22 protein-coding genes are annotated in these 24244 nt (G+C 64.6%); 5 read left to right on the top strand and 17 right to left on the bottom strand.

The features are described from left to right. Positions 1-26 precede the first annotated feature (26 nt). Genes L6639_RS13210 through L6639_RS13190 form a run of 5 tightly spaced genes read left to right on the top strand, consistent with a single transcriptional unit; the run spans position 27 to position 4979 of the window. Positions 27-1313, top strand: coding sequence for an ABC transporter substrate-binding protein (locus L6639_RS13210; protein ID WP_237862019.1), 1287 nt, complete (start codon positions 27-29; stop codon positions 1311-1313). Between the two features lie 50 nt (positions 1314-1363). Further along, positions 1364-2239 (top strand): carbohydrate ABC transporter permease, encoded by an 876-nt coding sequence (locus L6639_RS13205; protein WP_237862566.1) that lies wholly within the window; start codon positions 1364-1366, stop codon positions 2237-2239. Then, positions 2232-3089, top strand: a complete 858-nt coding sequence (locus L6639_RS13200; protein ID WP_237862017.1) for a carbohydrate ABC transporter permease — start codon at positions 2232-2234, stop codon at positions 3087-3089. The genes L6639_RS13205 and L6639_RS13200 overlap by 8 nt, the downstream gene beginning before the upstream one ends. Positions 3090-3099: 10 nt before the next feature. Beyond that, positions 3100-4215, top strand: coding sequence for an ABC transporter ATP-binding protein (locus L6639_RS13195; protein ID WP_237862015.1), 1116 nt, complete (start codon positions 3100-3102; stop codon positions 4213-4215). Continuing rightward, positions 4212-4979 (top strand): SDR family NAD(P)-dependent oxidoreductase, encoded by a 768-nt coding sequence (locus L6639_RS13190; RefSeq protein ID WP_237862013.1) that lies wholly within the window; start codon positions 4212-4214, stop codon positions 4977-4979. Before L6639_RS13195 ends, L6639_RS13190 begins: the two co-directional genes overlap by 4 nt. 127 nt (positions 4980-5106) lie before the next feature. Here L6639_RS13190 and lpxB read toward each other — a convergent pair whose 3' ends face one another. From lpxB to L6639_RS13105, 17 genes are all read right to left on the bottom strand, one after another. Further along, a complete protein-coding gene (gene lpxB, locus L6639_RS13185) occupies positions 5107-6282 on the bottom strand; it encodes a lipid-A-disaccharide synthase (RefSeq protein ID WP_237862011.1) in 1176 nt (391 codons plus the stop codon). After that, entirely contained in the window at positions 6279-7136 is an 858-nt protein-coding gene (locus L6639_RS13180; protein WP_237862009.1) for an LpxI family protein, read from the bottom strand. Before L6639_RS13180 ends, lpxB begins: the two co-directional genes overlap by 4 nt. A 19-nt stretch (positions 7137-7155) precedes the next feature. Beyond that, positions 7156-7947 carry an acyl-ACP--UDP-N-acetylglucosamine O-acyltransferase gene (gene lpxA, locus L6639_RS13175; RefSeq protein WP_237862007.1) on the bottom strand — a complete coding sequence of 264 codons (792 nt, stop codon included), beginning with the start codon at positions 7945-7947 and terminating at the stop codon, positions 7156-7158. A 188-nt stretch (positions 7948-8135) separates the two neighbouring features. Continuing rightward, positions 8136-8597, bottom strand: a complete 462-nt coding sequence (gene fabZ, locus L6639_RS13170) for a 3-hydroxyacyl-ACP dehydratase FabZ (protein ID WP_237862005.1) — start codon at positions 8595-8597, stop codon at positions 8136-8138. After that, positions 8594-9661: a UDP-3-O-(3-hydroxymyristoyl)glucosamine N-acyltransferase gene (gene lpxD, locus L6639_RS13165; RefSeq protein ID WP_237862003.1), complete on the bottom strand. Its 1068-nt coding sequence runs from the start codon at positions 9659-9661 to the stop codon at positions 8594-8596. The genes fabZ and lpxD overlap by 4 nt, the downstream gene beginning before the upstream one ends. Positions 9662-9810: 149 nt before the next feature. After that, positions 9811-12345 (bottom strand): outer membrane protein assembly factor BamA, encoded by a 2535-nt coding sequence (gene bamA / locus L6639_RS13160; protein WP_237862001.1) that lies wholly within the window; start codon positions 12343-12345, stop codon positions 9811-9813. 174 nt (positions 12346-12519) lie between these two features. After that, positions 12520-13671 carry an RIP metalloprotease RseP gene (gene rseP, locus L6639_RS13155; RefSeq protein WP_237861999.1) on the bottom strand — a complete coding sequence of 384 codons (1152 nt, stop codon included), beginning with the start codon at positions 13669-13671 and terminating at the stop codon, positions 12520-12522. Positions 13672-13715: 44 nt separating this feature from the next. Next, on the bottom strand, positions 13716-14939 hold the full coding sequence (dxr, locus tag L6639_RS13150) for a 1-deoxy-D-xylulose-5-phosphate reductoisomerase (RefSeq protein WP_237861997.1): 1224 nt from the start codon (positions 14937-14939) through the stop codon (positions 13716-13718). Positions 14940-14943: 4 nt separating this feature from the next. Further along, the gene (locus L6639_RS13145; protein WP_237861995.1) at positions 14944-15786 is read right to left on the bottom strand and encodes a phosphatidate cytidylyltransferase; all 843 of its coding nucleotides are present in this window, start codon (positions 15784-15786) and stop codon (positions 14944-14946) included. Beyond that, positions 15783-16541 (bottom strand): isoprenyl transferase, encoded by a 759-nt coding sequence (locus tag L6639_RS13140; protein WP_237861993.1) that lies wholly within the window; start codon positions 16539-16541, stop codon positions 15783-15785. Before L6639_RS13140 ends, L6639_RS13145 begins: the two co-directional genes overlap by 4 nt. A gap of 11 nt (positions 16542-16552) precedes the next feature. Next, positions 16553-17116, bottom strand: coding sequence for a ribosome recycling factor (frr, locus tag L6639_RS13135; protein ID WP_128951567.1), 564 nt, complete (start codon positions 17114-17116; stop codon positions 16553-16555). A 67-nt stretch (positions 17117-17183) separates the two neighbouring features. After that, entirely contained in the window at positions 17184-17900 is a 717-nt protein-coding gene (pyrH, locus tag L6639_RS13130; protein ID WP_237861991.1) for a UMP kinase, read from the bottom strand. A 60-nt stretch (positions 17901-17960) separates the two neighbouring features. After that, positions 17961-18884 (bottom strand): translation elongation factor Ts, encoded by a 924-nt coding sequence (tsf, locus tag L6639_RS13125; protein ID WP_237861989.1) that lies wholly within the window; start codon positions 18882-18884, stop codon positions 17961-17963. Positions 18885-19019: 135 nt separating this feature from the next. Next, positions 19020-20009, bottom strand: a complete 990-nt coding sequence (locus L6639_RS13120; protein ID WP_237861987.1) for a 30S ribosomal protein S2 — start codon at positions 20007-20009, stop codon at positions 19020-19022. A 209-nt stretch (positions 20010-20218) separates the two neighbouring features. Continuing rightward, the gene (locus L6639_RS13115; protein WP_237861986.1) at positions 20219-22663 is read right to left on the bottom strand and encodes a caspase family protein; all 2445 of its coding nucleotides are present in this window, start codon (positions 22661-22663) and stop codon (positions 20219-20221) included. Between the two features lie 162 nt (positions 22664-22825). Beyond that, positions 22826-23566 carry a carbonic anhydrase gene (locus L6639_RS13110; RefSeq protein ID WP_237861984.1) on the bottom strand — a complete coding sequence of 247 codons (741 nt, stop codon included), beginning with the start codon at positions 23564-23566 and terminating at the stop codon, positions 22826-22828. A 101-nt stretch (positions 23567-23667) separates the two neighbouring features. Further along, entirely contained in the window at positions 23668-24180 is a 513-nt protein-coding gene (locus L6639_RS13105; protein WP_237861982.1) for a DUF2846 domain-containing protein, read from the bottom strand. Positions 24181-24244 lie beyond the last annotated feature (64 nt).

Raw genomic sequence — 24244 nt, 5'->3', positions numbered from 1 at the left:
AACTTCACACCCGGGAGGAACTAGCCATGCCGATCACAACAACAAGGCGCCGTCTGCTCGCTGGATCTGCTGCCGCACTCGCGCTGCCGGCCTTTGCCCGCGCACAGGGCGCGGTCAAGCCGCGCCTCACCGCAATCTCGCAATGGTCCGCCGGCAGCGATGGAGCCGCCATCACCGCACTCGGCAAGAAATTCGAGGAGAAAGGCGGCGTCTGGCAGCACTCGCCCGTCCCCGGCTTCACCACGGACATGATGAACAAGCTGCGTGCGCAGATCATCGCCGGCGATCCGCCGGCCTGTTCGCAGCTCAAGGGCCCCGAGATTGCCGCCTGGTCGAAGATTGCTCCGACCGTTGATCTCGACGCCGTGGTCGCGGCGGCCGGCTACGAGAAGGTCGTCGCGCCGGATCTTGCAAAATTGCACAAGCCGGCCGGAAAGTGGATCGCGCTGCCGCTGCAGATCTACAGCACGAATATGCTGTTTCTCTCCAAGCGCGGGATGGACAAGGCCAAGGCTGACAAGGTCCCCGTCACCTGGGCTGACTTCAACGACCTTGCCGAGAAAATGAAGTCGGCCGGAATGGCCTACCCCATCGCCAATGGCGGCACCCGCGCCGACGACGGGCAGAAATTCGAGGCATCCCTGGCCGGCATCAGCCCGACGGCATACCGCGCCGCCTGCATGAATCTCGACAAGAAGGCGCTGGAGGGCCCCGAGATGAAGGCAGCCTTCGCGCAGACGCGCAAGATCTCCGACTGGTGTGACCCCAATGTCGGCGTCCAACCCTATGCCACTAATTTGAAGCGCTTCGTCGACGGCGACATGGGCATGCTGATCATGGGCGGCTGGGCGCAGGGCGTGTTGAAGAACGCCGGCTTCAAGTTTGACGACTACGTCATCACCCCCGGCCCCAGTGACAACGGCAAGCCTGTCTTCCTGTTGAATGCCGATGCCTTCATCTTCTGGCAGCGCAAGGAGGCCGATCTCCAGGCCGGCCAGATGTTGATGGCACAGCTCGTGATGGATCCGGCGATCCAGACCATGTATTCGCAGATCACGGGATCGATCCCCGTGCGTACCGATGTCGATTTGACCGGTGCAGGCTGGTCGGACGGTCAACGGACAACCGCGGCTGCACTGAAGAATGCCATGGGCAACAATCAGGCCGTCCTCAGCCTCGCCCACAACATGGCCCAGGAAAACGGCCTGACCGCCGCGATAATCGACGTCATCACCGAATATGTGAAGAACAAGACGATCAAGCCGGATGAGGCCGTCAGCCGCCTCGCCGAGGCCGTCGAGGGCGCACGTTGACCGACGTCGCTTCGACAGCAACACGGCCGGGCCGGTCGGCGACCTCCGAGATGGTGCGCCGGCTGCCCGAATTTCTGGTGATCTGGGTGCCGCTGCTGTTATCAGCAGCGCACCTCATCTCGTTTTCGATCTGGACCATCTGGATTTCGTTCACGCCCTCCACCCTTATTCCCGTGACGGGCTGGGTCGGTTTGCGCAACTACAATTCGGTCCTGGCGTCGCGAAACTGGCAGATCGCCTTCGACAATCTGCTGCTGTTCGGCATCGCTTTCGTGCTGCTCAGTTTGACGACCGGCCTCCTGCTCGCGATCCTGCTCGATCAGCGCATTCGCGGCGAGAACGTGCTGCGGACCATCTTCCTGTATCCCCTGGCCGTGTCCTTCGTCGTGACCGGCACGGTGTGGAGCTGGCTGCTCAATCCCGGCATCGGCATCGAGAAGCTTGCCCATGATCTCGGCTGGACCTCCTTCCACTTCGACTGGCTGGTCAACCGCGACATGGCGATCTGGACCATTGTCATTGCCGCGATCTGGCAATCCTCCGGCTTTGCCATGGCCCTCTTCCTGGCCGGCCTCCGCTCCGTCGATTCCGATATCATCAAGGCGGCACAGATCGACGGTGCCGGGCCTGTTCGAACCTATTGGCGCGTCATTCTGCCGACGCTTTGGCCGATCACCGTCACGGTCATCGTCGTCCAGTTGCAGTTTGCGATCTCGGCATTCGACCTCGTCCGCGCACTCACCAATGGCGGGCCGGGAATCGCGACCCAGCTGCCGGCCCTTGTCGTTTACGATTTGATGTTCCAGCGCAGCCAGCTCGGGCGGGGCGCGGCGGCGGCAGTGCTGATGTTGCTCATCCTTCTTGCAGTGCTGCTGCCCTATGCGGCGTGGCGCTATGTCCGGCAACGGCGGGCGGCCCATGCGTGACCGAAGCTTCACCCCAAGCCGCGCTCTGATCTATCTGATCGTGACCTTGTTCGCGGCCGCCTACCTTGCGCCTTTGGTCGTCGTCGTCCTGAACTCGCTGCGGACCAATGAGGAGATCGCGCAGAGCTCGATGATCGGCTGGCCGCAAAACTGGGCCTTTGGCAATTACGCCATGGCGTGGAGCGGCTTCTGCGTCGCCGAGACCTGCGCCGGCATCCGGCCGTACATGTTGAACTCAGCGCTCATCACGATCCCGGCGACGATCTTCTCGACCCTGCTCGGCGCTGTCGCCGGTTACGCCGTATCGCTCTGGCGTTTTCGCGGTGATAACTGGATCTACGGCATCGTCACCCTCGGCCTCTTCCTGCCCCAGCAGATGCGCCTCTTGCCCTGGACCATCGTGTTGCGGGACATCGGGCTCATCAACACGCTGTCGGGTCTCGTGCTGATCCACACGATCCAGGGGCTCTCCTTCACGGTGCTGTTCTGCCGAAACTATTATGTCGCCATTCCGCACGAGCTGATCCGAGCCGCACGCATCGATGGCGCCGGCTTCTTTCGCATCTTCTGGCGTATCATCCTGCCGCTCTCGGCACCCATCCTGATCGTCACCGTGATCTGGCAGTTCACTCATATCTGGAACGAATTCCTCTACGGCGTGACCTTCACGACCGGCCAGCAGCAGCCCGTGACGGCCGCGCTCATCGCACTGTCTACCCCTGTCGCAGATATCCCCAAGCAAGGTGTGCAGAGCGCCGCGGTGATCATCGCCGCCCTGCCCACTCTGCTGATCTATCTCTTCGGCGGCAGGTATTTTGTACGCGGCCTCACTGCCGGGGCCGTGAAATGATGGATATGTCATGGCAGCACTGAGCATTCGCGCCCTGTCCAAGCGCTACGCCAATCTCGAGGTGCTCAAGGGCATCGACCTCGACATCGAGAGCGGCGAATTCACCGTGCTGGTTGGGCCGTCCGGCTGCGGCAAGTCCACGCTGCTCAACATCGTCGCCGGGCTCGATCGCGCCAGCGACGGCACCATCGAGATCGGAGGGCGGATCGTCAATGACGTCCCGCCAAAGGACCGCGACATCGCCATGGTGTTCCAATCCTATGCGCTCTATCCCTCGATGACGGTGCGTCAGAACATCACCTTCGGCATGGAATGCCGCGGCGTCGCCAAAGCCGAGCAGGAGAAGGCGCTGGCGAACGTCGCCCGACTGCTCCAGATCGAGCCGCTGCTCGGTCGCAAGCCGTCGCAATTGTCAGGCGGCCAGCGCCAGCGCGTGGCGATGGGACGCGCGCTGGTACGCGATCCCCTGCTCTTCCTGTTCGACGAGCCGCTCTCCAATCTCGATGCCAAGCTGCGCGTCGAGATGCGCATGGAGATCAAGCGGCTGCACCAGCGCATCGGCGCCACCATCGTCTATGTCACCCACGACCAGATCGAGGCGATGACAATGGCGACCCGCATTGCCGTGATGCATCGCGGCGTGGTGCAGCAATTCGCCGACCCCGACACCGTCTACCGCTATCCCGCCAATCTCTTCGTCGCCCGCTTCATGGGCTCGCCGCCGATGAACACGATGCCGGCCCGGCTCGAGGCAGATAGCAACGGACCTGTCGTGGTGATCGGTTCAGGCCGTCCGGACGAGGTCCGTCTCCGCCTGCAGGGCTATGACGCGGCGGCCTCCTATGTCGGCCGCGACGTGGTGCTCGGAATCAGGCCCGAATGCATCGCTGAGGGCGACCGCGTGTTCTCCGGAGCCGTGGGGCCGCCCGTCATGGTCACCGCACCGGTCGAGCTCGTCGAGCCCACGGGCGCCGAGACCATCGTCCTGCTGCGGCTGGGCGGAGAGCCCGCCCAGGCGCGCATCTCGCCGGACATCCGCCCGACGCCGGGTACCACCGCTTCCTTTGCCCTTGATATCAGGCGCATTTGCCTGTTCGACCCTGAGACGGAGCGACTGATCGCATGACCCAGACGACCTATGCCGACCTCGCCAATCGCGTGGTGGTGATTACCGGCGGCGCCAGCGGCATCGGCGCCGCTTTCGTGCACGCATTCGCTGCCCAGGGCTCCCGCGTCGCTTTCCTCGACATCGACACGCAGGCCGGCGAAGCGCTGGCGCAGGAGGTGGCCAAGAAGTCAGGCACAGCGCCGCTGTTCGTGCCCTGCGACCTCCTTGATATCGACGCGCTGCGCGCCGCGCTGGCGAAGGTCCACGCATCGCTTGGCGATGCCGCGGTTCTCGTCAACAACGCCGCCAATGACCAGCGCCAGGTGCTCTCAGACGTGACGCCGACGGACTTCGACTGGATGATCGGTGTCAATTTCAAGCACGTCTTCTTTGCCGCGCAAGCCGTGGTGCCGCAGATGCAGGCGCGCGGCGGCGGTTCGATCATCAACATGTCCTCGATCGCCTGGATGCGCGGCGCACCAGGGCTGCCGGTCTACGCCGGAGCCAAGGCGGCGATCGTCGGCTTCACCAATTCGCTCGGCCGCAAGTTCGGTCCGGACCGTATCCGCGTCAACGCCATCGCACCGGGGATGGTCATCACCGAGCGGCAGCGCAAGCTATGGTATCCGGACGAGCGGCAGATCACCGAGATGCGCACGCGCCAGGCCATCCCCGATGCGGTGACGCCCGACGATATCGCTGACATGGCGCTGTTCCTCGCCTCAGATGCGAGTCAACGCATCAGCTGCCAGTGTTTTCGGGTCGATGGTGGCTTAGCCTGACGGCACGGGAAGTATCCGTAGTTTCGTAGGGTGGGCAAAGGCGCCCTTGCGCCGTGCCCACCATCTCTCTCGGTCACAAACAGTGCGTGGGCACGCTTTCGCTTTGCCCACCCTACAAGACCGCTGTCTACCGCCCTTTCCGCATCGTCGCGAGAACGATATCGGCGGCGAGCACACTCGGCGATTTGTCGCCGGTCGACATGATGGTATCGAGCTGCGCAAAGGCTTCGACCTGCTGCCGACGCATCGGAGAGTCGGTCAGCACTTCGGACAGTGCGCCGGCGAGCCTCGAAGGCGTGCAGTCTTCCTGCAGAAATTCGGGGATCACATCCTTGCCGATCACGAGATTGGCAAGGATCACCGAAGATACCTGGATCGCGCGGCGCAGGATGAAAGCTTCCATCGCACCGACGCGATAAGCCGTCACCATCGGGATGCCTGACAGTGCCAGCTCCAGCGTCACCGTGCCGGATTTTGCCAACGCCGCGCGCGCGATCCGGAACGCGGCGCGCTTTTCGGTTTCGCCGACCGCGATCCGCGGCTTGACGGGCCAATTCGCGACGCCCGCGCGAATGGTGGCTTCGAGATGCGGCATGGTCGGCAGCATCAATTCGAATGCGACGCCGCTGGACTGCAATTGGCCGATGGCCGCGCCGAACACGTCGAGATGATGCCGGATCTCGCTGCGGCGGCTGCCGGGCAGAACCAGCAGCACCGGCGGCTCGCCGGCGCGGCGCTTCTGCTCCTCCATGTTCGGCCGCAGCGAGCCCAATTGCTCGGTCAGGGGATGGCCGACATAGCTGCAGGGCGGCCCACCGAGCTTGCGATATTCCTCCGGCTCGAACGGCAGCAGGCCGAGCACATGATCGACATAGCCGAGCATGGCGCGCGCCCGCCCCGGCCGCCAAGCCCAGACCGAGGGCGAGACATAGTCGATCACGGGGATTGAGGGATTCTTCGCGCGCACACGGCGGGCAACCCGATGGGTAAAATCAGGACTGTCGATGATGACGAGCACGTCGGGCGCAGCCTCGGTCACGGCGTCCGCGGTCTCGCGGATCAGCCGCAGGATTTTTGGCAGCTGCTGCACCACGGCGGCAAGGCCGACGATCGACAGTTCCTCGATGGGAAATAGCGTCTCGAGCCCTTCACGCGCCATGGTGAGGCCGCCGACGCCCTCGAACTCCACGCCATCGCCAAGCCGCTGGCGCAGCACCTTCATCAGGGCCGAGCCGAGCCGGTCGCCGGACTCCTCCGTCGCGATCAGAAAAATCTTCCGCTTGGGATCGCGAACCTGCATCACGCCGGCAGACCAACAACGAAGAGATATTTGGCGTCGGCAAGCGCGATCATCGCCTGCGGCTCGGCAGCGATGGTGTTGCCGGCGATCACAGCGACACCGGCAAGGCCGGCCTTGGCGACACCCTCGATCGTGCGCGGGCCGATCGTCGGCAGGTCGAAGCGCAGATCCTGGTTGCTCTTCGGCGCCTTCACCAGCACGCCGCGCCCCGTGGCCGCGCGGATGCGGCCCTCTTCGCGCAGGCGCGCCACGCGCGCCAGCAGCGCATCGGTGCCCTCGATGTCCTCGACCGCCACGACATGGCCGTCGATCACGACCGCGGCCTGCCCGATATCGAACGGCCCGAGCGCTGTGAGCACTGCGCGACCGCGCTCTATGTCGCTCTTGGCATTATCCGCCGGCCAGGCGCGGCTGATGCAGCCCTCTGGCATCAGGAGGTCGGGCGCGACGTCCTTGATGCCGACCATGCGAAAGCCGTCCTGCTCCAGGATCCGCCCGACGCCGGACAGCAGATGATCGTCGCCGCCACGGAAGGCGCGGATGACGTTACCGAGCAGTCGCAGCGTCTTGATGTCGAAGCGGATCTCCGTGATCGAGGGCCGCACCAAGGTGCCGATGAAGATCAGGTCGCGGCACCCCTCCTCGCGGAACAGCCGCATGGCGCGGCCAAGCTGTCCGACTGAGATCCAGCGATGGCGGAATTTCTCCACCTGCACCGGGTCGCAGGCCCCCCGGAGAGGAAACAGCACCGGCGTGATGCCGCGCGCAGCGAGCGAGTCGGCGACCGCGAACGGCATGGCGCCTCCGCCTGCGACCACGCCGACTGGCGATGAAACCTCTGAAGCCGCCGATGTCATGCCCGCGGCCATCCCAAAATCACTTCTCGATGGTCGGAAGACAGAGTGGGCGCTTGCCCTTGCCGATGAAGCCGAGGATCTCGGCGATCGCGGGATCTTCGCTTGCAAGCGGCAGCACCGACTCCAGCCGCTCGGCAAACGTGCCGGGGCCGTGGAAGAGCTTCTGGTAGAACGCGCGCACCGTCACAAGCCGCTGCTTGGTGAACTTGCGCCGCTTCATGCCGATCAGGTTAAGGCTCTCCAGCACCGCATATTGGCCGTTGGCGAGCCCATACGGGATGATATCGTCGCGCACGCCCGAGAGGCCGCCGACCATCACGTAGTTGCCGATACGGGTGAACTGATGCACCGCGGACAGGCCGCCGATATAGACGGCGTCGCCGATCTCGCAATGGCCGCCGAGCGTCGCTGAGGTCGCGAAGATCGCGTTGTTGCCGACCACGCAGTCATGGCCGACATGGCTGTTGTTCATGAAGTAGCCGTCATTGCCGACGCGCGTCTTGCCGCCGCCCTTGACGGTGCCGACGTTCATCGTCGCACCTTCGCGGATGGTGTTGCCAGAACCGATGTCGAGCGTGGTCGGCTCGCCCTTGTAGCTGAGGTCCTGCGGCGCGCCGCCAAGCACCGCGAACGGCGAGATCACGCAGCCGTCGCCGATCGAGGTGTGGCCGATGACGGTGACCTGTCCGATCAGCTTGCAATTGGTCCCGATCCGGGCGTTGCGGCCGATGATGCAAAAGGGCCCGATCTCGGTGCCCTCGCCGATCACGGCGCCGTCTTCCACCCGCGCGGTGGGGTCGATCTTACTCATCAAGCGATCTTACTTATCAACAAGGTCTGACTATGTGTTGAACTTGCTCGGCTTTCCGCTGGTTAGCGCGACTGCGCCCGATCTGTCCAGTGACGTATGATCTCGGCATGTTTCAGACGCCGGCTGAACAAGCCGTGCAGCTCGCATCAATCACTTCATCCAACACTTGAACGGGCGACCCGCCGTTCTCAATCGGTCAACATGGCTCCGACGTCGGCCTCGGCGACGACCTGGCCGTTGACCTTGGCGTCACCGTGAAACCACCACATCGCCTTGCGGCGGCCGAGCGAACGCATGTGATACTCGATGGTGTCGCCTGGAAGCACGGGCTTGCGAAACTTGCACTTGTCGATGGTGAGGAAATACACCGCGCGCGGCTTCTCGGTGCCCTCGACCGACTTGATGCCAATCACACCTGCGGTCTGCGCCATCGCCTCGATCATCATGACACCAGGATAGACCGGACGCTCCGGGAAATGCCCCTGGAAGGCCGGCTCGTTGAAGGTGACGTTCTTGATGCCGATACCGCTGTAATCGGCGCGGATGTTGATCACCCGGTCGATCAGCAGCATCGGAAACCGATGCGGCAGGGTCTGGAGGATCGCATTGATATCCACCAGCGCAAACTTAACAGGTGATTCCTCCGTCATTCCCGTCCCTCGTCCTTCGGATCGGCCTTGCTGTCGCGTACCAGGCGCTCCACCGCGATGATCTCCTTGAACCATTGTTTGGTCGGCTTGGCGAAATGCCCGCCCCAACGCCCCCCCGGGGGGATGTCGTCCTTGACCGCGCTCATGGCGGTCACCTGGGCTCCATCGCCGATCTTGAGGTGATTGTTGATACCAACCTTCGCTCCCAGCGCCACGTTGTCGCCGATGGTCAAGCTGCCCGCGAGCCCGATCTGGGCCGCCAAGAGGCAATTCCGGCCGATGGTCACATTGTGGCCGATCTGGACCTGATTGTCGATTTTCGTACCCTCCCCGATCACGGTGTCGCGCAGGGAGCCGCGATCGATGGTGGTGCCGGCGCCGACTTCCACATTGTTCTGGATCAGCACACGACCGGTCTGGGGCACTTTCAAATGGCCCTCGGGGCCGAAGAAGATGAAGCCATAGCCGTCCTGGCCAATCGAGCAGCCGGGGTAGATCAGCACGTTGTTGCCGATCAGCGCGCACTGGATGGCCGTACGTGCGCCCACATTGCAATCCCGGCCGATCTTGACGCCTGGACCTAGGACCACGCCCGCCCCGATCACAGTGCCACTGCCGATCTCCACGTCAGGACCGATGACGGTCAGCGGCTCGACGATGACGTCGTCCTCCAGCCGTGCCGACGGGTCGATGATGGCCGATGGCGCGATGCCGTCGTTGCCGAACCAGGACTTTGGGCGCAATGCGTCCGCGTGCCATTCCCGGGCGATCCTGACGAAGGCCCGGAACGGCTGCGCCACCCGCAGCACGGCCGTATGCGCGGGCACCTGCGCCTCGAATCGCGGGCTCACCAGACAGGCGCCAGCCTTGGTCGCCTTGAGCTCATCGGCGTATTTGAGGTTGTCGAAGAACGCCAGATGCATCGGACCGGCTTCGTCCAGCGAAGCGAGACCCGTGATGACATGACCGCCCCTGCTCGGGTCGACCAGTTGCGCCTTTGTCAGCGTGGCGATATCGGCCAGCGCCGTAGCAGGCGGTTTCTTGAAGAAGGTCGGCTGCGCCATTCCACCCCGTCGCGGTCCGGCTTCGGCATGAAGCGGTCAGGCCGCATCATGCCTTATCTCACGGATTGAGCACGATCTTTTTGGCGGCCGGCCCCAAGGAATTCCTGGAGGAATTCCCAAAGCGGCCGGCTCAAGCCCTGCTGATCGAATTAGAACGAAGTGCCGCCGCCGAACCGGAATTCCTGCGTACGGTCGTACTTGCCCTTGGTGAGCGGCACTGCGTAGTCGAAGCGCAGCGGACCGAACGGTGAGGCCCAGATCAAGCCGACACCAACCGACGACCGGATAACCTTGCTGTCGTCGTAGACGAGGCCAGTACAGGTTCCGGCGGTGTTCGGATTGATCGTCGACGCGATACAATTCGAGTTCTTGGTCGTCGTGGTTTCGCCTGTCAGCGTCCAGGTCGTCGGGCCCTGGTAGTCATACAGACCGCCGGCATCGGCATAGACCGCGCCCTTCAGACCGACTTCCTTCGGCAGGAACCAGAACGGCATCTGCAATTCGAGCGAGGCGCCCCAATACTTGGTGCCGCCGAGCGCGTCCTGCGTGTCGTACGGGTTGATGTCGCGCGGGCCGATGCCGTTCGGCGCGAAGCCGCGAACGAGGTTCGGACCCATCTGGAAGTGATCGAGCATGCGCAGATCTTTGCTGCCGATCTTGTTCAGGACACCGCCCTGGAGATGGACGAGGCCGACCAGGTCCGACACCAGCGACTGGTAGTACTTCGCGTCGAGGGCGGTCTTCAGATAGGAGACGTCGCCGCCGACGCCGGCGAAGTCCTGCCGGAAGTCGACCAGCAGACCGTCGGTCGGGTTCTTGTTGTTGTCGAGCGTGTTGTAGGTCAGCGTGTAGCCGAGCGCCGAGGTCAGCGTCTTGCCGTTCGCAAGCTCCTTGCGGACCGGCAGCGAGGCCTCGCCGTCGCTGTAGCAACCGAGGCCGTTGGTCGAGCTCAGATCAATGCCGTTGAGGGCAGCATAGGCCGGGCTCGGGTTGAACGCGCCCGAGGTCGGGACGTTGTTACAGTTCGCCAGATAGGACGGCAGCGTGATTTCCTGCCGGTAGATCGAGTAGCGCAGCTGCAGCGACAGATCCTCGCGCAAGGCGAAGCCGAGACGCGGCGAGAAGCCGAGCGTCTTGGTGCCGTAGGAGATGTAGCTGTTGGACAGCTGCTGGCGCTGATAGAGGTCGAGGCCCAGCGCGACGCGATAGTCGAGCAGATAAGGCTCGACGAACGAGAGCGAATAGCCGCGCGCATACTGGCCGTAGGTGACCGACGCCTTGGCGAACAGGCCGCGGCCGAGCAGGTTGCGCTCGGAGACGGAGACTTCGGCCAGCGCACCGTCCGTCGTGGAGTAACCGCCCGAGACCGAGAAGTCGCCGGTCGACTTCTCTTCGAGATCGACGACCAGGACCACGCGGTCGCTGGACGAACCCGGCTCCGTCGTGATCTTCACGGTCTTGAAGTAGTCGAGGTTCTTCAGGCGGCGCTCGGCGCGGTCGACCAGCGCACGGTTGTAGGCATCGCCCTCGGAGATGTCGAACTCGCGGCGGATCACGTAGTCACGGGTACGGGTGTTGCCGCGAATGTTGATGCGCTCGATGTAGGTGCGCGGACCTTCATCGATGTTGAACACGACGGCGACGGTGTGCGCATCGAAATTGCGATCGCCGGCCGGACGCACCACCGCGAAGGCATAGCCGCGGCGCGAGGCCTCGATCTGCATCTCCTCGACCGACTTCTCGACCGATTCGACATTGTAGAGCGAACCGACATTGACGCGCGAAAAAGAGCGCAACGTGGTTGGGTCGAAGTTCGGGATGGTGGAGCGGAAATCGACGGTGCCGACGCGGTACTGCTGGCCTTCCTCGATCTTGAAGGTGACGTTGAAGCCCTTCTTCTCCGGATCGTATTCGGTGAGCGCGGCGACGACCTGAACGTCGGCGAAGCCGTTCTTCAGGTAGTAGCGGCGAATCAGGTCGCGGTCGGCCTCGACGCGATCGGGGTCGTACACGTCGCCGCTGCCGAGGAAGCTCAGCAGATTGGTTTCGCGCGTCTTGATGACGTCGCGCAGGCGGTAGGACGAAAACGCGTTGTTGCCGACGAAATCGATCGACTTGACGCCGGTCTTGGCGCCTTCGTTGATCGTGAAGACGAGATCGACCCGGTTGTTCGGTTGCTCGATGATCTCGGGCGTGACGGTCACGTCATAGCGGCCGGAGCGGCGATAGATTTCGGCGATTCGCAGCGTGTCCGACTGCACCATGGCGCGGGAGAAGGTACCGCGGGCCTTGGACTGCACTTCGGCGGTGAGCTGCTCGTCCTTGATCTTCTTGTTGCCCTCGAACGCGATGCGTCCGATCACCGGGTTTTCCACAACGGAGACGACGAGCTGGCCGCCAGCGCCACGGTTGATCTTCACGTCCTGGAACAGGCCGGTCTCGATCAGCGCCTTGAGGCCATCATCGATGGCGCCCTGATCGAGGCGCCCCCCGGGGCCCGGCTTGAAATAGGAGCGGATCGTCTCCACCTCGACGCGGCGATTTCCTTCGACGGAAATCGACTGCACGGTCTGAGCGAGCGCAGACGAAGACACCAAAACAGCCCCAACCGGGGCAACCACCGGCGCGCCGAACATGATCAGGGTTGCGAGCAAGCCCCCCCGGAGTCGCAGTCCAAACTTCATGCGCAACGCGCCCTTATCAACTTACCAGACCCAACCCCAAAGCCGGTCTGGGAGATTCCCCAAGTTCTAGCCGCTTGTAGCCAATTTCCCCGACATCGCAAACGGCAGCTGACAGGGTAATTTCAATTTCATTCCAAGACGTTGCTCAACAGCAACGCCACAAAAAAGCCCCGATCAGGAAGCGGCCATCCGCAGGATGTCGTTGTAGGTGGCAAACACCATCAGCATCAGCACCAGACCGAGCCCGATTCGGAACCCCATCTCCTGAGTCCGCTCGGACAGCGGACGGCCGCGGACGATCTCGGCCGAGTAGAACAGAAGGTGACCGCCATCGAGCAGCGGAATTGGGAACAGGTTCAGCAGGCCGATCGAAACCGACAGCACCGCGCATAGATTGATCACGAACTGGAACCCGGCGCTGGCCGCCTGTCCCGACATCTTGGCGATGCCGAGGACGCCGCTGACCTCGTTCGGATTGCCCTGCCCGATGAACAGCGAGCCCAGGAACTTGAAGGTGCTGGTGATGATGAACCAGACCTGCTCGACCCCGATCTTGAGCGCCTCGCCGACACCGACCGGCGAGGTCGAGGCCTCACCGGCCTGCGATTTGTGTTCGACACCGAGCACGCCGACCTTGTGACTGTTGCCAAACGGATCCTTGCGCTCGAGCAGCGCCGGGGTCGCGGTCAGGGACACCAGCCCGCCGTCCCGCTTCACCTCGAAAGCCAGGGCTGAACCTGCGCTCGTCGCCACGATCCGTTGCATATCGGCAAAGCTCTCGATCGGCTTGCCGTCGATCTGCACGACGACGTCGCCGATCTTGAAGCCGGCGGCGGCCGCGGCACCGTCGGCGACGACGCCGTCCACGCGGGCGATCGTGCTCGGCTTGCCGTAATACAGGGCCATGCCTGCGAAAATCAGGGCGCCGAGAATGAAATTGGCGACAGGTCCGGCGGCGACGATGGCGGCGCGCGGGCCGACCTTCTTGTGGTGGAAGCTGCCGGCGCGCTCCTCCGCCGTCATCGCCTCCAGCGTCGCGGCCGACGGCGTCGAGGCCTCGCTCTCGTCCCCGAAGAACTTGACGTAGCCGCCAAGCGGGATTGCCGAGATCTTCCAGCGCGTGCCGTGGCGATCGTTGAAACCGACCAGCTCAGGTCCGAACCCGAGCGAGAAGGTTAGCACCCGAACGCCCGCCCAGCGCGCGACCAGGAAATGGCCGAGCTCATGGAAGAACACGACGATGGTCAGGACGAAGAGGAAGGGAACGACGTAGCCGAGGAGCCCATGGCTCAACGTATTGAAACTATGGGTAAAAAAGTCGATCATCGAATTCCCTCATCCAGCGCCGCAAGGCCCTGGCCCCGAACTGTCTAGGATGCCTTTAAGGCAATTTGAGGCAATAGGGCGGCAGCTTTATTTCGCGCAACATGGTCAACGTTTATTGCATCATCCGCTGACGTCATGGGGCCTTGGTTCCCGCTCCGGATCCAGTCCTCCAGCGTCGCCTCGACCAGGCGGGCGATGGCACCAAAGCGGATCTTGCCGGCGATGAAGGCCGCGACCGCGACCTCGTTGGCGGCGTTGTAGACGGTGGTCGCCCCCTTCCCGGTCCGGAGCGACTCGAAAGCCAGGCGAAGCCCGGGGAACCGCTCGAAGTCGGGAGCCTCGAAGGTCAACTGGCCGATCTTGGCCAGATCGAGCTTGGCCGCCGGTCCCTTGATCCGGTCGGGCCAGCCAAGGCAGTGGGCGATCGGCGTGCGCATGTCGGGCGAGCCGAGCTGGGCCATTACCGAGCGGTCCGAAAACTCGACCATGCCGTGGATGATCGACTGCGGATGCACCAGCACGTCGATCTCGTCGGGCGAAAGCGCGAACAGATAGGACGCCTCGATCACCTCGAGGCCCTTGTTCATCATCGAGGCGGAGTCGATCGTGATCTTCTGGCCCATGCTCCAGTTCGGATGCTTCAGGGCCTGCTCGAGCGTCGCCTTCTCGATGTCGGCGGGTTTCCAGGTCCGGAACGGGCCACCCGATGCCGTGATGATGACGCGGACCAGCTCGTCGCGATTGCCCGATGCCAGCGCCTGAAACAGCGCATTGTGCTCGGAATCAGCAGGCAGAATGCATGCGCCGGCTTTCGCCGCGCGCTGCATGAAGAAATCACCGGCGCAGACCAGGCATTCCTTGTTGGCGAGCGCGACATGCGCGCCACGATCGACCGCAGCCAGCGCCGGCTTCAATCCCGCCGCGCCGCTCACCGCGGCCATCACCCAATCGGCCGGGCGCGCGCCTGCTTCGATCACCGCGCTTTCGCCGGCGCCGCATTCCGTGCTCGTGCCCGCAAGAGCAGACTTCAGGTCGGCAAGCTTGGTGCTGTCCGCAATCGCGACGAAGCGCGCGGAAAATTCCTTCGCGAGTTTTGCAAGCGCTTCGACATTGCTGTTCGCCGTCAGCGCCTCGACGCGATAGCGCTCGGGCGAAGCGCGCAGCAGATCCATCGTGCTGTCGCCGATCGAGCCGGTGGCGCCGAGGACCGTGACGCTGCGGATGTCGGTCGCAGCAAGCTTGTTATTACGCAATGGGACTGCGCTCATATCCTCACCAAACCATAAGACCGCTTCCGGCGCTATGCACACCATGGCGGAGGAAGCCGATAATCCATGCCACCAGGATGGCGGCGACAAAGCCGTCCAGACGGTCCAATAGCCCGCCATGGCCGGGAATTAAGTGACTGGAATCCTTGACGCCGAAGCGTCTTTTCACAGCGGATTCAAACAGGTCGCCTGCCTGCGAGACCACCGACAGGACGGCACTGACGGCGAGCAGTGGAACCGCCTTTCCGATGCCGAAGGCCGCGAAGCCGCCCGCAACGGCAAGGCTCGCCGCAAAGCCGCCGAACGCGCCGGCCCAGGTCTTCTTCGGGCTGACGCGCGGCCAAAGCTTCGGCCCGCCGATACCACGGCCGGCAAAATAGCCGCCGATATCGGTCGCCCATACCACGAGCAGCACGAACATCAGCGCGGTGAAGCCGTGCACGAGATCCTTCCGCACCAGGATCGAGGCCAGCAGCGCCGCGGATGCATAGGCAAATCCGCTCGCGGCCCAGACGAACTTGCCGCGCGCGATCAGCGTCACGATCGCGCCGCCGATAAAGCCGACAATGACGGCGGTCTTCAGCGCGCCTGCGGCAACGCACAAGCCCATCATGGCAATGACGATGGTCCCTGCCCCGGTCAGCGCGGTCGAGCCTGCGCCCACCACCGTCAGCCATTCCGTGAACAGCCCGATCGACACCAGGGTGACGAGCAGCGCCCACAGCCAGCCGCCGGCATAGGCGAGCGCGAGCGTGATCGGCGCCAGCACCAGCGCAGCGAGAACTCGCATCACCAGATTGCTCGGGGCCGGCGTCGTGCCCGCCGGTGCGGCCTCGGGTTCGCTCACGAGGCTGATTTCGCGACCAGGCCGCCGAAACGGCGCTCGCGCCTGGCGAATTCGGCGACCGCGCTTTCGAGCGCCGCCTTGTCGAAATCCGGCCAATGGACCGGCACGAAGACGAGCTCGCTATAGGCGGCCTGCCACATCAGGAAGTTGGAGAGGCGCTGCTCGCCGCTGGTGCGGATGATGAGATCTGGATCGGGAATGTCGGGCGCATCGAGATGGGCGCCGAGTGCGTCGGCGTCGATCGTTTTGGGATCGCGCGTGCCGTCGGCGACTTCGCGGGCGAGTTTCTGCGCGGCCTTCGCGATCTCCTGCCGCGAGCCGTAATTGAAGGCGACGACGAGCGTGAGGCGCGTGTTGTCGCGCGTCAACTCCTCGGCCTCGTTGAGGAGCGCGCAGATGTCGCCCTCGAGCCCGGCGCGCTCGCCGATGATGCGCACCTTGACGCCGTCGCGATGCAGGCTGGCGAGATCGTTGCGGATGAAGCGCCGGAGCAGTCCGAAGAGATCGCCGATCTCGCTTGCCGGGCGCGACCAGTTCTCGGACGAGAACGAGAAGATGGTGAGATAGCGGATGCCGAGCTCGTGTGAGGCCCGCACCACGCGCCGCAGCGCTTCGACGCCGCGGCGATGGCCCTCGGCCCGCGGCAGACCGCGCGCGGCCGCCCAACGCCCGTTGCCATCCATGATGATGGCGACATGCGCAGGCACATCGGACCGATCAGGTCCGTCCGTTGCGGGCGCGGCGGCGTTGGACATCGAAAAAGGCCTTAAACGGTGAGGATTTCTTTTTCCTTGGCGGCCAGCAGCTGGTCGATCTCGGTGATGGTGCCGTCGGTGGCCTTCTGCACCTCGTCGGCGTGACGCTTCTGGTCGTCCTCCGACATCTCGTGATTCTTCTCGAGCTTCTTGAGGACATCGAGGCCGTCGCGGCGGACGTGACGCGCGGCGACCTTGGCGGCCTCGGCATATTTGTGCGCGACCTTGACGAGCTCCTTGCGGCGCTCCTCGTTGAGTTCAGGGATGCGCAGGCGCAGCACCTGGCCTTCGGTTGCCGGCGACAGGCCGAGATTGGAATCGACGATCGCCTTTTCGACGGCCTTGACCATCGACTTGTCCCAGACCTGCACCGAGATCAGGCGCGGCTCGGGCACGCTGACGGTGGCGAGCTGATTGAGGGGCATGTGACTGCCATAGGCGTCGACCTGCACCGGATCGAGCATCGAGGCCGATGCACGGCCCGTGCGCAGGCCACCGAGTTCGTGCTTGAGGGATGCGACCGCGCCCTGCATGCGGCGCTTCACTTCGTTGAGGTCGAAATTACCCGTGGCCATCACGCTTCTCCTTCAATAGTCCGGCGACCTCACCGCACCCCTCCTTCGGGGCACCAAGACGAGCCCGTCAGCCGGCGACAACAGTCCCGTGGCCGATGCCGCGCAGAATCGCGCCGATCGAACCGGGCTCCGCGATCGAAAATACGATGATAGGCAGCGACGTCTCGCGGGCAAGTGCGAAGGCGGTCGCATCCATCACCTTGTAGCCGCCTTCGATAGCCTGCGAATGCGTCAGCCGGTCGAACCGCTTGGCCGACGGGTCCTTCTTCGGGTCGGCCGAGTAAACCCCGTCGACATTGGTGGCCTTCAGCACCGCCTCGGCGCCGATTTCTGCGGCGCGCAGCACGGCCGTCGTGTCCGTGGTGAAGTACGGATTGCCGGTGCCACCACCGAGCACGATGATTCGACCCTCGGCGAGGTATTTGTGCGCCGCGGTGCGCGTGAACAGCTCGGAAATCTCGGGCATGACAAACGCCGACAGCGTCCGCGCCGGCGCGCCCTTGCGCTCGATGGTGGCTTCCAGCGCGAGGCAGTTCATCATGGTGGCGAGCATGCCCATGGTGTCGCCGGTCGTGCGGGAGACGCCGCGCGAGGAGACCTCGACGCCGCGGAAAATATTGCCGCCGCCGATCACGACCGCCACCTCGCATCCGAGCTGGCGGGCCGCGATCAGATCATCCGCAACCCGGTCCATGGTCGGCTGATCGATGCCAAACCCCTGCTGTCCTGCGAGATATTCGCCGGATAGCTTGATCACGACGCGACGATAGACCGGATCAGTCATGAGCACTTTCCTCGTCCGGGCGCCGCTTCCGGCGGCACGCCGGAAGGAACGTTCCGGCGCTTACTTCTTGCCGCTGGCCGCCGCGACCTCAGCCGCGAAGTCCGATTCCTGCTTCTCGATTCCCTCACCGAGAGCATAGCGCACGAAGCCCGCGATCTTCACGGCGCCGCCGACCTTGCCCTCGGCTTCCTTCACCGCCTGCGCCACCGACTTGCCGGTGTCGTGGATGAAGGCCTGCTCGAGCAGGCACACTTCCTTGTAGTAGGTCTTCAGGCCGGACTCGACGATCTTCTCAATCACGTTCTCGGGCTTGCCCTGCTGGCGATATTTGTCGGCGAGCACGTCCTTCTCGCGCTTGACGACGGCCGGATCGAGACCGGACGGGTCCAGCGCAAGCGGGTTGGCGGCGGCGACATGCATCGCGATCTGGCGGCCGAGCGCTGCGAGCTCGTCGGCCTTGCCGGGCGATTCCAGCGCCACGATCACGCCCATCTTGCCGGCACCGTCGACGACCGCACCGTGGACGTAGCTCGACACCACGCCCTGGCTCACTTCGAGCGAAGCCGCGCGGCGCAGCGTCATGTTCTCGCCGATGGTCGCGATCGCGTCGTTGATCGCGGCTTCCACCGTGACGTCGCCGACCTTGGCGGCCTTGATCTTCTCGACATCGGCGCCGGCGTCGAAAGCGACCTGGGCGACCATCTTGACCAGGCCCTGGAACTGGCCGTTACGCGCGACGAAATCGGTCTCGGAGTTGACCTCGACCACGACGCCCTTGTTGCCCTTGGTGAGCGCGCCGATGAGGCCTTCGGCCGCGACGCGGCCCGACTTCTTGGCGGCCTTGGACAGGCCCTTCTTGCGCAGCCAATCCTGCGCAGCTTCCATGTTGCCGTCGTTCTCGGTCAGCGCGGCCTTGCAGTCCATCATGCCTGCGCCGGTGGACTCGCGCAGATCCTTGACCATCGCAGCAGTGATCGTTGCCATCGTTGAAAATCCTTCTTGCCTGCCGGTTTGCCGCGGCGTGGCTCCAATTGCCCCGCCGCGGTCCATCTCAGGAATTCGCGTCAACTGAATGAAATGGTGGCCGGATCCGGTCCGGCCAACCCATCGCCGTTTTGACTATTCCGCTTCCGCGGTCAGCGCCTTGGCCTTGGCCACCCAGGCATCCGCGCGGCTCGGCAGACCGACTTCTTCGCCGATCGTGTGTGCGGTGTCGTGGTCGAGCTCAGCCAGCTGCCAGAAGTGGAAGATGCCGAGGTCGTTGAACTTCTTCTCGATCGCGCCCGACACGCCCGGGAGCTTCTTGAGGTCGTCGGCGGTGCCGCGCGGACCGGCAAGGCCCTGGAAGCCAGCCGTCGAGGGCAGCTCTTCGGCGACCGGACGAACCGAAGCACCGACGTCGATGCCGGAATCGCCCTGGGCGCGTCCGATGCCGTCGATTGCGGCACGCGCGATCAGGTCGCAATAGAGCGAGATCGCGCGACCGGCATCGTCATTGCCGGGCACCACATAGGTGATGCCCTTCGGATCCGAATTGGTATCGACGATCGCGGCGACCGGGATGTTGAGCCGCTGGGCTTCCTGGATCGCGATGTCTTCCTTGTTGGTGTCGATCACGAAGATCATGTCGGGCAGACCGCCCATGTCCTTGATGCCACCGAGCGAGCGGTCGAGCTTGTCGCGCTCGCGCTGGAGCGTCAGGCGCTCCTTCTTGGTGTAGGAACTGGCGTCGCCGCTGGCCAGCACTTCGTCGAGGTGACGCAGGCGCTTGATCGAGGCCGAGATCGTCTTCCAGTTGGTCAGCGTGCCGCCGAGCCAGCGCGAATTGACGAAATACTGCGCGCAGCGCTTGGCCGCATCGGCAACGCCATCCTGCGCCTGGCGCTTGGTGCCGACGAACAGGATGCGGCCGCCCTTGGCGACGGTGTCACTGACGGCCTGAAGAGCCGTGTGCAGCAACGGCACGGTCTGAGCGAGGTCGACGATGTGGATGTTGTTACGGGTGCCGAAAATGAACGGAGCCATTTTCGGATTCCAGCGGTGAGACTGGTGACCAAAGTGCACGCCAGCTTCGAGCAGCTGACGCATAGTGAAATCGGGTAGTGCCATCGTTCTAATTCTCCGGTTGGTTCCTCCGGAAGCGTGTGAGCAAAACGGAGCGATGTCGCCCCGGCTGCCACCGGACGGCCTTGTGAGCCATGCTTCCGTGTGAGATGGCGCGCTATATAGCGCCATTTCGGCCAGAAGCAAGGAAATAAGGGCCTTTCGGGGCTTTTACCGCTCGCGAAAGGCCTTTTTCGGGATTTGCGCCCTGTCCGCTAGCACTTGGGCTGGTTGGGCGGACACTTTTTCGCCGCTGGCGGCGGTGCAGGCGGTCGTGGCGGCGGTGCGGCCGGACGCGGCGGCGGGGGCGGCGCGACCGCCATTCGCGGCGGCGGCGGTGGGGGCGCCGGCCTGGCCACGGGCGGCGGCGGCGGAGCGGGCCGTGCGGCTGCAACCGGCGGGCGCGGTGGCGGGGGCGGCGCGGCCACCCGCGGCGGCGGGGGCGCTACCCGCGGCGGAGGCGGCGCCACGTGTGGCGGAGGTGGAGGCGTCGGCCTTGCGAGCGCCTGCGGGTGCGGCGCCGGCGGCGGCGGCCTTGTTACCTGCGCGGGCGATGGCGTTGCGGGCCGCTGGCCCTGCGGCTTGATCGGCTCGTGCGCGGCGACGGGCGGCGACGGCTGCGTCGGCTTTCCATTGGTCACATTGGTCGTGGTCACGCCCGGCTTGCCTGCCGGGGTCGTGGTCGGCGGCGTGACGGGCGGCTCATGCGCCAGTGATTTGGCATGCGGATCCGGCGCGCCCGTCGGCGGTGTTTGCGCCACGGGCGGCTTGGAAGCCGGCGTGGTTGCGGCGTTGGCCGGAGCAGTTGTGGTGGTGGGCGCGGCCGACGTAGCGGGATGGGCCGGCGGCTGGCCACTGGCCGGCGCATTTGCCGTCGGCGCCAGTTTACCGTTGGGGGCCTGGGCCGCACCGGCTGGCGCGGCCGGCGGGTTCTGGAAGCCCGGCAACGCATGGCCGGGCGCCGCCGTAGACGGAGTGACCGCGGTCGGCGTCGCGTGAACCTGCATCACCTTCATCGCCGCCGGCTTTGCCGTGGGGTTGCTGACGAGCGCCGCCTGGCTCGGCTTGAGCGGCTGGTTCGGATTGGCCTGGATCTGTTGCGCCTGCTGCTTCACGACCGTCGGCACCTGCGTCATCCCGCTCGGGCGCCCCGGTCCGTTGGCGGCAATGGCTGCGGCCGCAGCCGCGTTGCCGGCCGGCAGCGGCGCCGGTGGCTGGTTGATCACGGTGTTGATGACCGTGGTGTTATGAATGTTGTTGAAGATGATGTTGTTCGGCGGCGGCGTGACATAAACCGGCGGACTGTAGAACGCCGGGATCGGCACGAAGACCGGCTGCGGCAGCACGAACAAGCCGACCACCGGCAGCGGCGGCGGCAGCACCACGAAGTCAGGCGGCGGCGGCGGACAGAAATAGATCGGCGGCGGCGGCGGCGGCACGAAGTCGAACACAGGATCGCTGAAATATAGCACCGGACGGTCGACATAGACGACCTCCTCCGGCGGCGGCGGCGGCACGTCATAGTCCATCATCGCGAAAGTCGGCGGCGGCTCGAGCGGCGCGGTCAGGATTGCGAGCCTGCGCCTTGCATCGCCCGCATGCGGCCCGCGCGGATAGCGGCGCAGATACGACCAATAGGCATCCGGCGTGTCGGCGCGATAGGACCGCCGCCAGGTGATCGCCTCGCGGCGCGCCGCGACGATGGCCATCACGCGCTTGGCCAGGGGATCGCCGGGATAGGCTGCGAGAAAATCCTCATAGGCCGGCAGCGTGTCGCGCTCGAGCGCGGCGGCATAGGCATCCTGCACGCCGAGATCGCGAATCGGCCTGTTGCGGATCGCCGCGACCTGGTCGGGCGCGGCCGCTGGCGGCGGCGCGTCGGGAGCGCGATCGAAGAAGGTGAACTGTGCGGAGACCTTCTGGTCGTCCCACGGCACCTGTGCGCCTTTCGAGGACTCATTGACGCGCAGGCGGACACGGTCGAACACCTCAGGCAACGACAGGCCGCCGGTGCGGATCATCTCGGCAAGCGACTGCGCATAGATACCGTAGGGTCCCGGCTCCTCTGGGGCCACCGTGCCCGGCGCCGCATTGAAGGCGATCAGCATGTTCGGATCCGGCTCGACCAGCGCCAGTCCGCTCGCGATCGGCTGCTGGCCGCCCTCGACGAAGGGCTGCGCCCGCGCGGCGTCGAGCACGATGATGTTGGCCTTGAGCTGGATGGCGGCAAGCTGGCGGGCATAGTCGCTGAGGCGAAGCGCCTCGGTCGGAATGTCGGTGTCCCGCGTGATGTTGGAGTCGACGGGGATGAAATAGTTCTCGCCGGCCAGCTGCACGCCGTAGCCGGACAGATAGATCATCGCGACGGTGCCGGGTCCCGAGGCCTGCGCCTTCTGGATGAAGTCACGCAGACTCTTGCGCAGCGTGTCGCCATCGAGATCGCGCGCGCCGACCACGTCGAAGCCCGCGGCCTGCAGCGTCTGCGCGATCAGGCCGGCATCATTGGCGGTGGTTGCCAGCGGCGACTTGGAATAGGCGCCGTTGCCGACCACGAGCGCGATGCGCTTTTCCTGCTGCTGCGCGCGCGCCGGAGCAATCACGCCTGCAACAAGCAGGATCGGTAGAAGGAAGCAGAGGAAGGCCTTGTGTGTCCCGCGCATGGCTTGCTGCCCATTATTGTTGTTGAGTGTCCACCACGCATCAGACGCGCGGCCGTCTGAACGGCACTTGAACGAAAGGCTCGGATTGAGGCGGCGCCATGGCATCTGCCGATCCCGCCAGCTCGCGTCAGCTCCGCGTAAGCTTCCGCCTATGCCTTTGCCTTAGCCTTGCGCGATCAGATCCACTGTTCCCGTCGAGAGCCGGTAGATGCCGCCGGCGATCTTCAGCTTGCCCTGCTCCACGGCCGCGTTGAGGATCGGCGCCGCCGCCTTCAGCTTCGCGACATTGTCGATCACGTTCTGGCGGATCGCCTTGTCGAGCGTGTCCCCGCCCTGTTGCATCGCGGCCTTTGCAGCCGGCGCAATCGCATCGACCAGCGAGGGGATATGTCCCGGCGGCGGCTTGTCGTCCTTGATCGCCTTCAGCGTTGCATCGACCGCACCGCAAGCGTCATGGCCGAGCACGAGGATCAGCGGCGTATTGAGCACCGCGACCGCGTATTCCATGCTGGCGATGGTCTCGGTGCCGGCAAAATTGCCTGCGACACGGCAGACGAAGAGATCGCCGCGTCCGGTGTCAAACGCGTACTCCGGCGCGATGCGCGAGTCGGCGCAGCTCAGCACTGCCGCGAACGGATTCTGCCCGCCGGCCAACGCCTCACGCTCGTGCTTGAAATCGTGGCGCCGCGTGACGCCGTCGACGTAGCGGGCATTGCCGTCCATTAGCCGCTTCAGCGCCGCGTCCGGCGCCAGCACATTCTGCGGCTTGGGCGGCGCCTTGTGCTCCTTGGCGAAGGCGCGATCGGCGAAGACGGTGCCCAGCACAGAGGCTCCGAGCAGTATCGCAGACCGGCGTGAAGGCACTGCATGATTGGAGCGATCTTCAGGGCATTGGTCGCACATGATTGGTCTCCTCGACCGTTCCGACGGGATCAGCGCAGACGCGCTATCTTACATCCCTGCTGCGACGACGTCACGAACCCCGGAGTCGCCCTGCTCCGCACCTACTCGGCCTGGGCCAGCTTCAGCTCGGCGATCGTCGTTCGTGCCGCCGCTTCATCCAGCGCCAGGAAATCGACGGGCCCCTGGTTCTTGTAGCCGGAGGTCATTGCGAGTGTGAGACCATAGCCCAGCAATCCCGTACTGGCATTTGCGATCACGGCGTTCTTGCGTTCGCTCACGCGGGCGACGAAAAACAAGGTCTCCCCCGAACGCGCAGTAAACTCGACGTGCGTGACGCCGGGAAAGCCTGCCTCCTCCGCCACGAACCAATGCAGACCTGCCGGACGATCAGCATAGACGTAGGTGCCGGTCTTCAGCCCCGAGAGCGGCGTGCCATCAAGCTTAAATCCCCAGCCCGCATCGGCAAGACCGCCATAACCCTTTTCGCGAAGCACAACGATGCGCGCCTGGCCCGCTTTCGGTGGCCCGATCTTCCGCAGCGTGTCCGCATAATCCAGCCCGCTTCGAGCAGTCGTCTCACAGCCGCACAGCAACGCCGCAGCCACGAGCAGCACCAGTCCACGCAACAACATCACGCCCCCGAACTTTATTCCCCGAAGGCATGCTAGCCGGAAACAT

Source organism: Bradyrhizobium zhengyangense (genome assembly GCF_022012555.1).
GTDB lineage: Bacteria > Pseudomonadota > Alphaproteobacteria > Rhizobiales > Xanthobacteraceae > Bradyrhizobium > Bradyrhizobium zhengyangense.
The sequence above is the reverse complement of the archived record's forward strand: the minus strand, read 5'-3'. Positions and strand labels throughout refer to the sequence as shown.

What these genes read in the sequence shown, in the direction of transcription:
- L6639_RS13200 (WP_237862017.1), top strand. Translation starts at nt 2,232, where the DNA reads ATGCGTGACCGAAGCTTCACCCCAAGCCGCGCTCTGATCTATCTGATC.
- L6639_RS13210 (WP_237862019.1), top strand. Translation starts at nt 27, where the DNA reads ATGCCGATCACAACAACAAGGCGCCGTCTGCTCGCTGGATCTGCTGCC.
- tsf (WP_237861989.1), bottom strand. Translation starts at nt 18,884, where the DNA reads ATGGCAACGATCACTGCTGCGATGGTCAAGGATCTGCGCGAGTCCACC.
- L6639_RS13120 (WP_237861987.1), bottom strand. Translation starts at nt 20,009, where the DNA reads ATGGCACTACCCGATTTCACTATGCGTCAGCTGCTCGAAGCTGGCGTG.
- lpxA (WP_237862007.1), bottom strand. Translation starts at nt 7,947, where the DNA reads ATGAGTAAGATCGACCCCACCGCGCGGGTGGAAGACGGCGCCGTGATC.
- L6639_RS13190 (WP_237862013.1), top strand. Translation starts at nt 4,212, where the DNA reads ATGACCCAGACGACCTATGCCGACCTCGCCAATCGCGTGGTGGTGATT.
- L6639_RS13205 (WP_237862566.1), top strand. Translation starts at nt 1,364, where the DNA reads ATGGTGCGCCGGCTGCCCGAATTTCTGGTGATCTGGGTGCCGCTGCTG.
- L6639_RS13110 (WP_237861984.1), bottom strand. Translation starts at nt 23,566, where the DNA reads ATGTGCGACCAATGCCCTGAAGATCGCTCCAATCATGCAGTGCCTTCA.
- L6639_RS13140 (WP_237861993.1), bottom strand. Translation starts at nt 16,541, where the DNA reads ATGTCCAACGCCGCCGCGCCCGCAACGGACGGACCTGATCGGTCCGAT.
- L6639_RS13115 (WP_237861986.1), bottom strand. Translation starts at nt 22,663, where the DNA reads ATGCGCGGGACACACAAGGCCTTCCTCTGCTTCCTTCTACCGATCCTG.
- L6639_RS13180 (WP_237862009.1), bottom strand. Translation starts at nt 7,136, where the DNA reads ATGACATCGGCGGCTTCAGAGGTTTCATCGCCAGTCGGCGTGGTCGCA.
- pyrH (WP_237861991.1), bottom strand. Translation starts at nt 17,900, where the DNA reads ATGACTGATCCGGTCTATCGTCGCGTCGTGATCAAGCTATCCGGCGAA.
- dxr (WP_237861997.1), bottom strand. Translation starts at nt 14,939, where the DNA reads ATGAGCGCAGTCCCATTGCGTAATAACAAGCTTGCTGCGACCGACATC.
- bamA (WP_237862001.1), bottom strand. Translation starts at nt 12,345, where the DNA reads ATGAAGTTTGGACTGCGACTCCGGGGGGGCTTGCTCGCAACCCTGATC.
- fabZ (WP_237862005.1), bottom strand. Translation starts at nt 8,597, where the DNA reads ATGACGGAGGAATCACCTGTTAAGTTTGCGCTGGTGGATATCAATGCG.
- rseP (WP_237861999.1), bottom strand. Translation starts at nt 13,671, where the DNA reads ATGATCGACTTTTTTACCCATAGTTTCAATACGTTGAGCCATGGGCTC.
- frr (WP_128951567.1), bottom strand. Translation starts at nt 17,116, where the DNA reads ATGGCCACGGGTAATTTCGACCTCAACGAAGTGAAGCGCCGCATGCAG.
- lpxD (WP_237862003.1), bottom strand. Translation starts at nt 9,661, where the DNA reads ATGGCGCAGCCGACCTTCTTCAAGAAACCGCCTGCTACGGCGCTGGCC.
- L6639_RS13195 (WP_237862015.1), top strand. Translation starts at nt 3,100, where the DNA reads ATGGCAGCACTGAGCATTCGCGCCCTGTCCAAGCGCTACGCCAATCTC.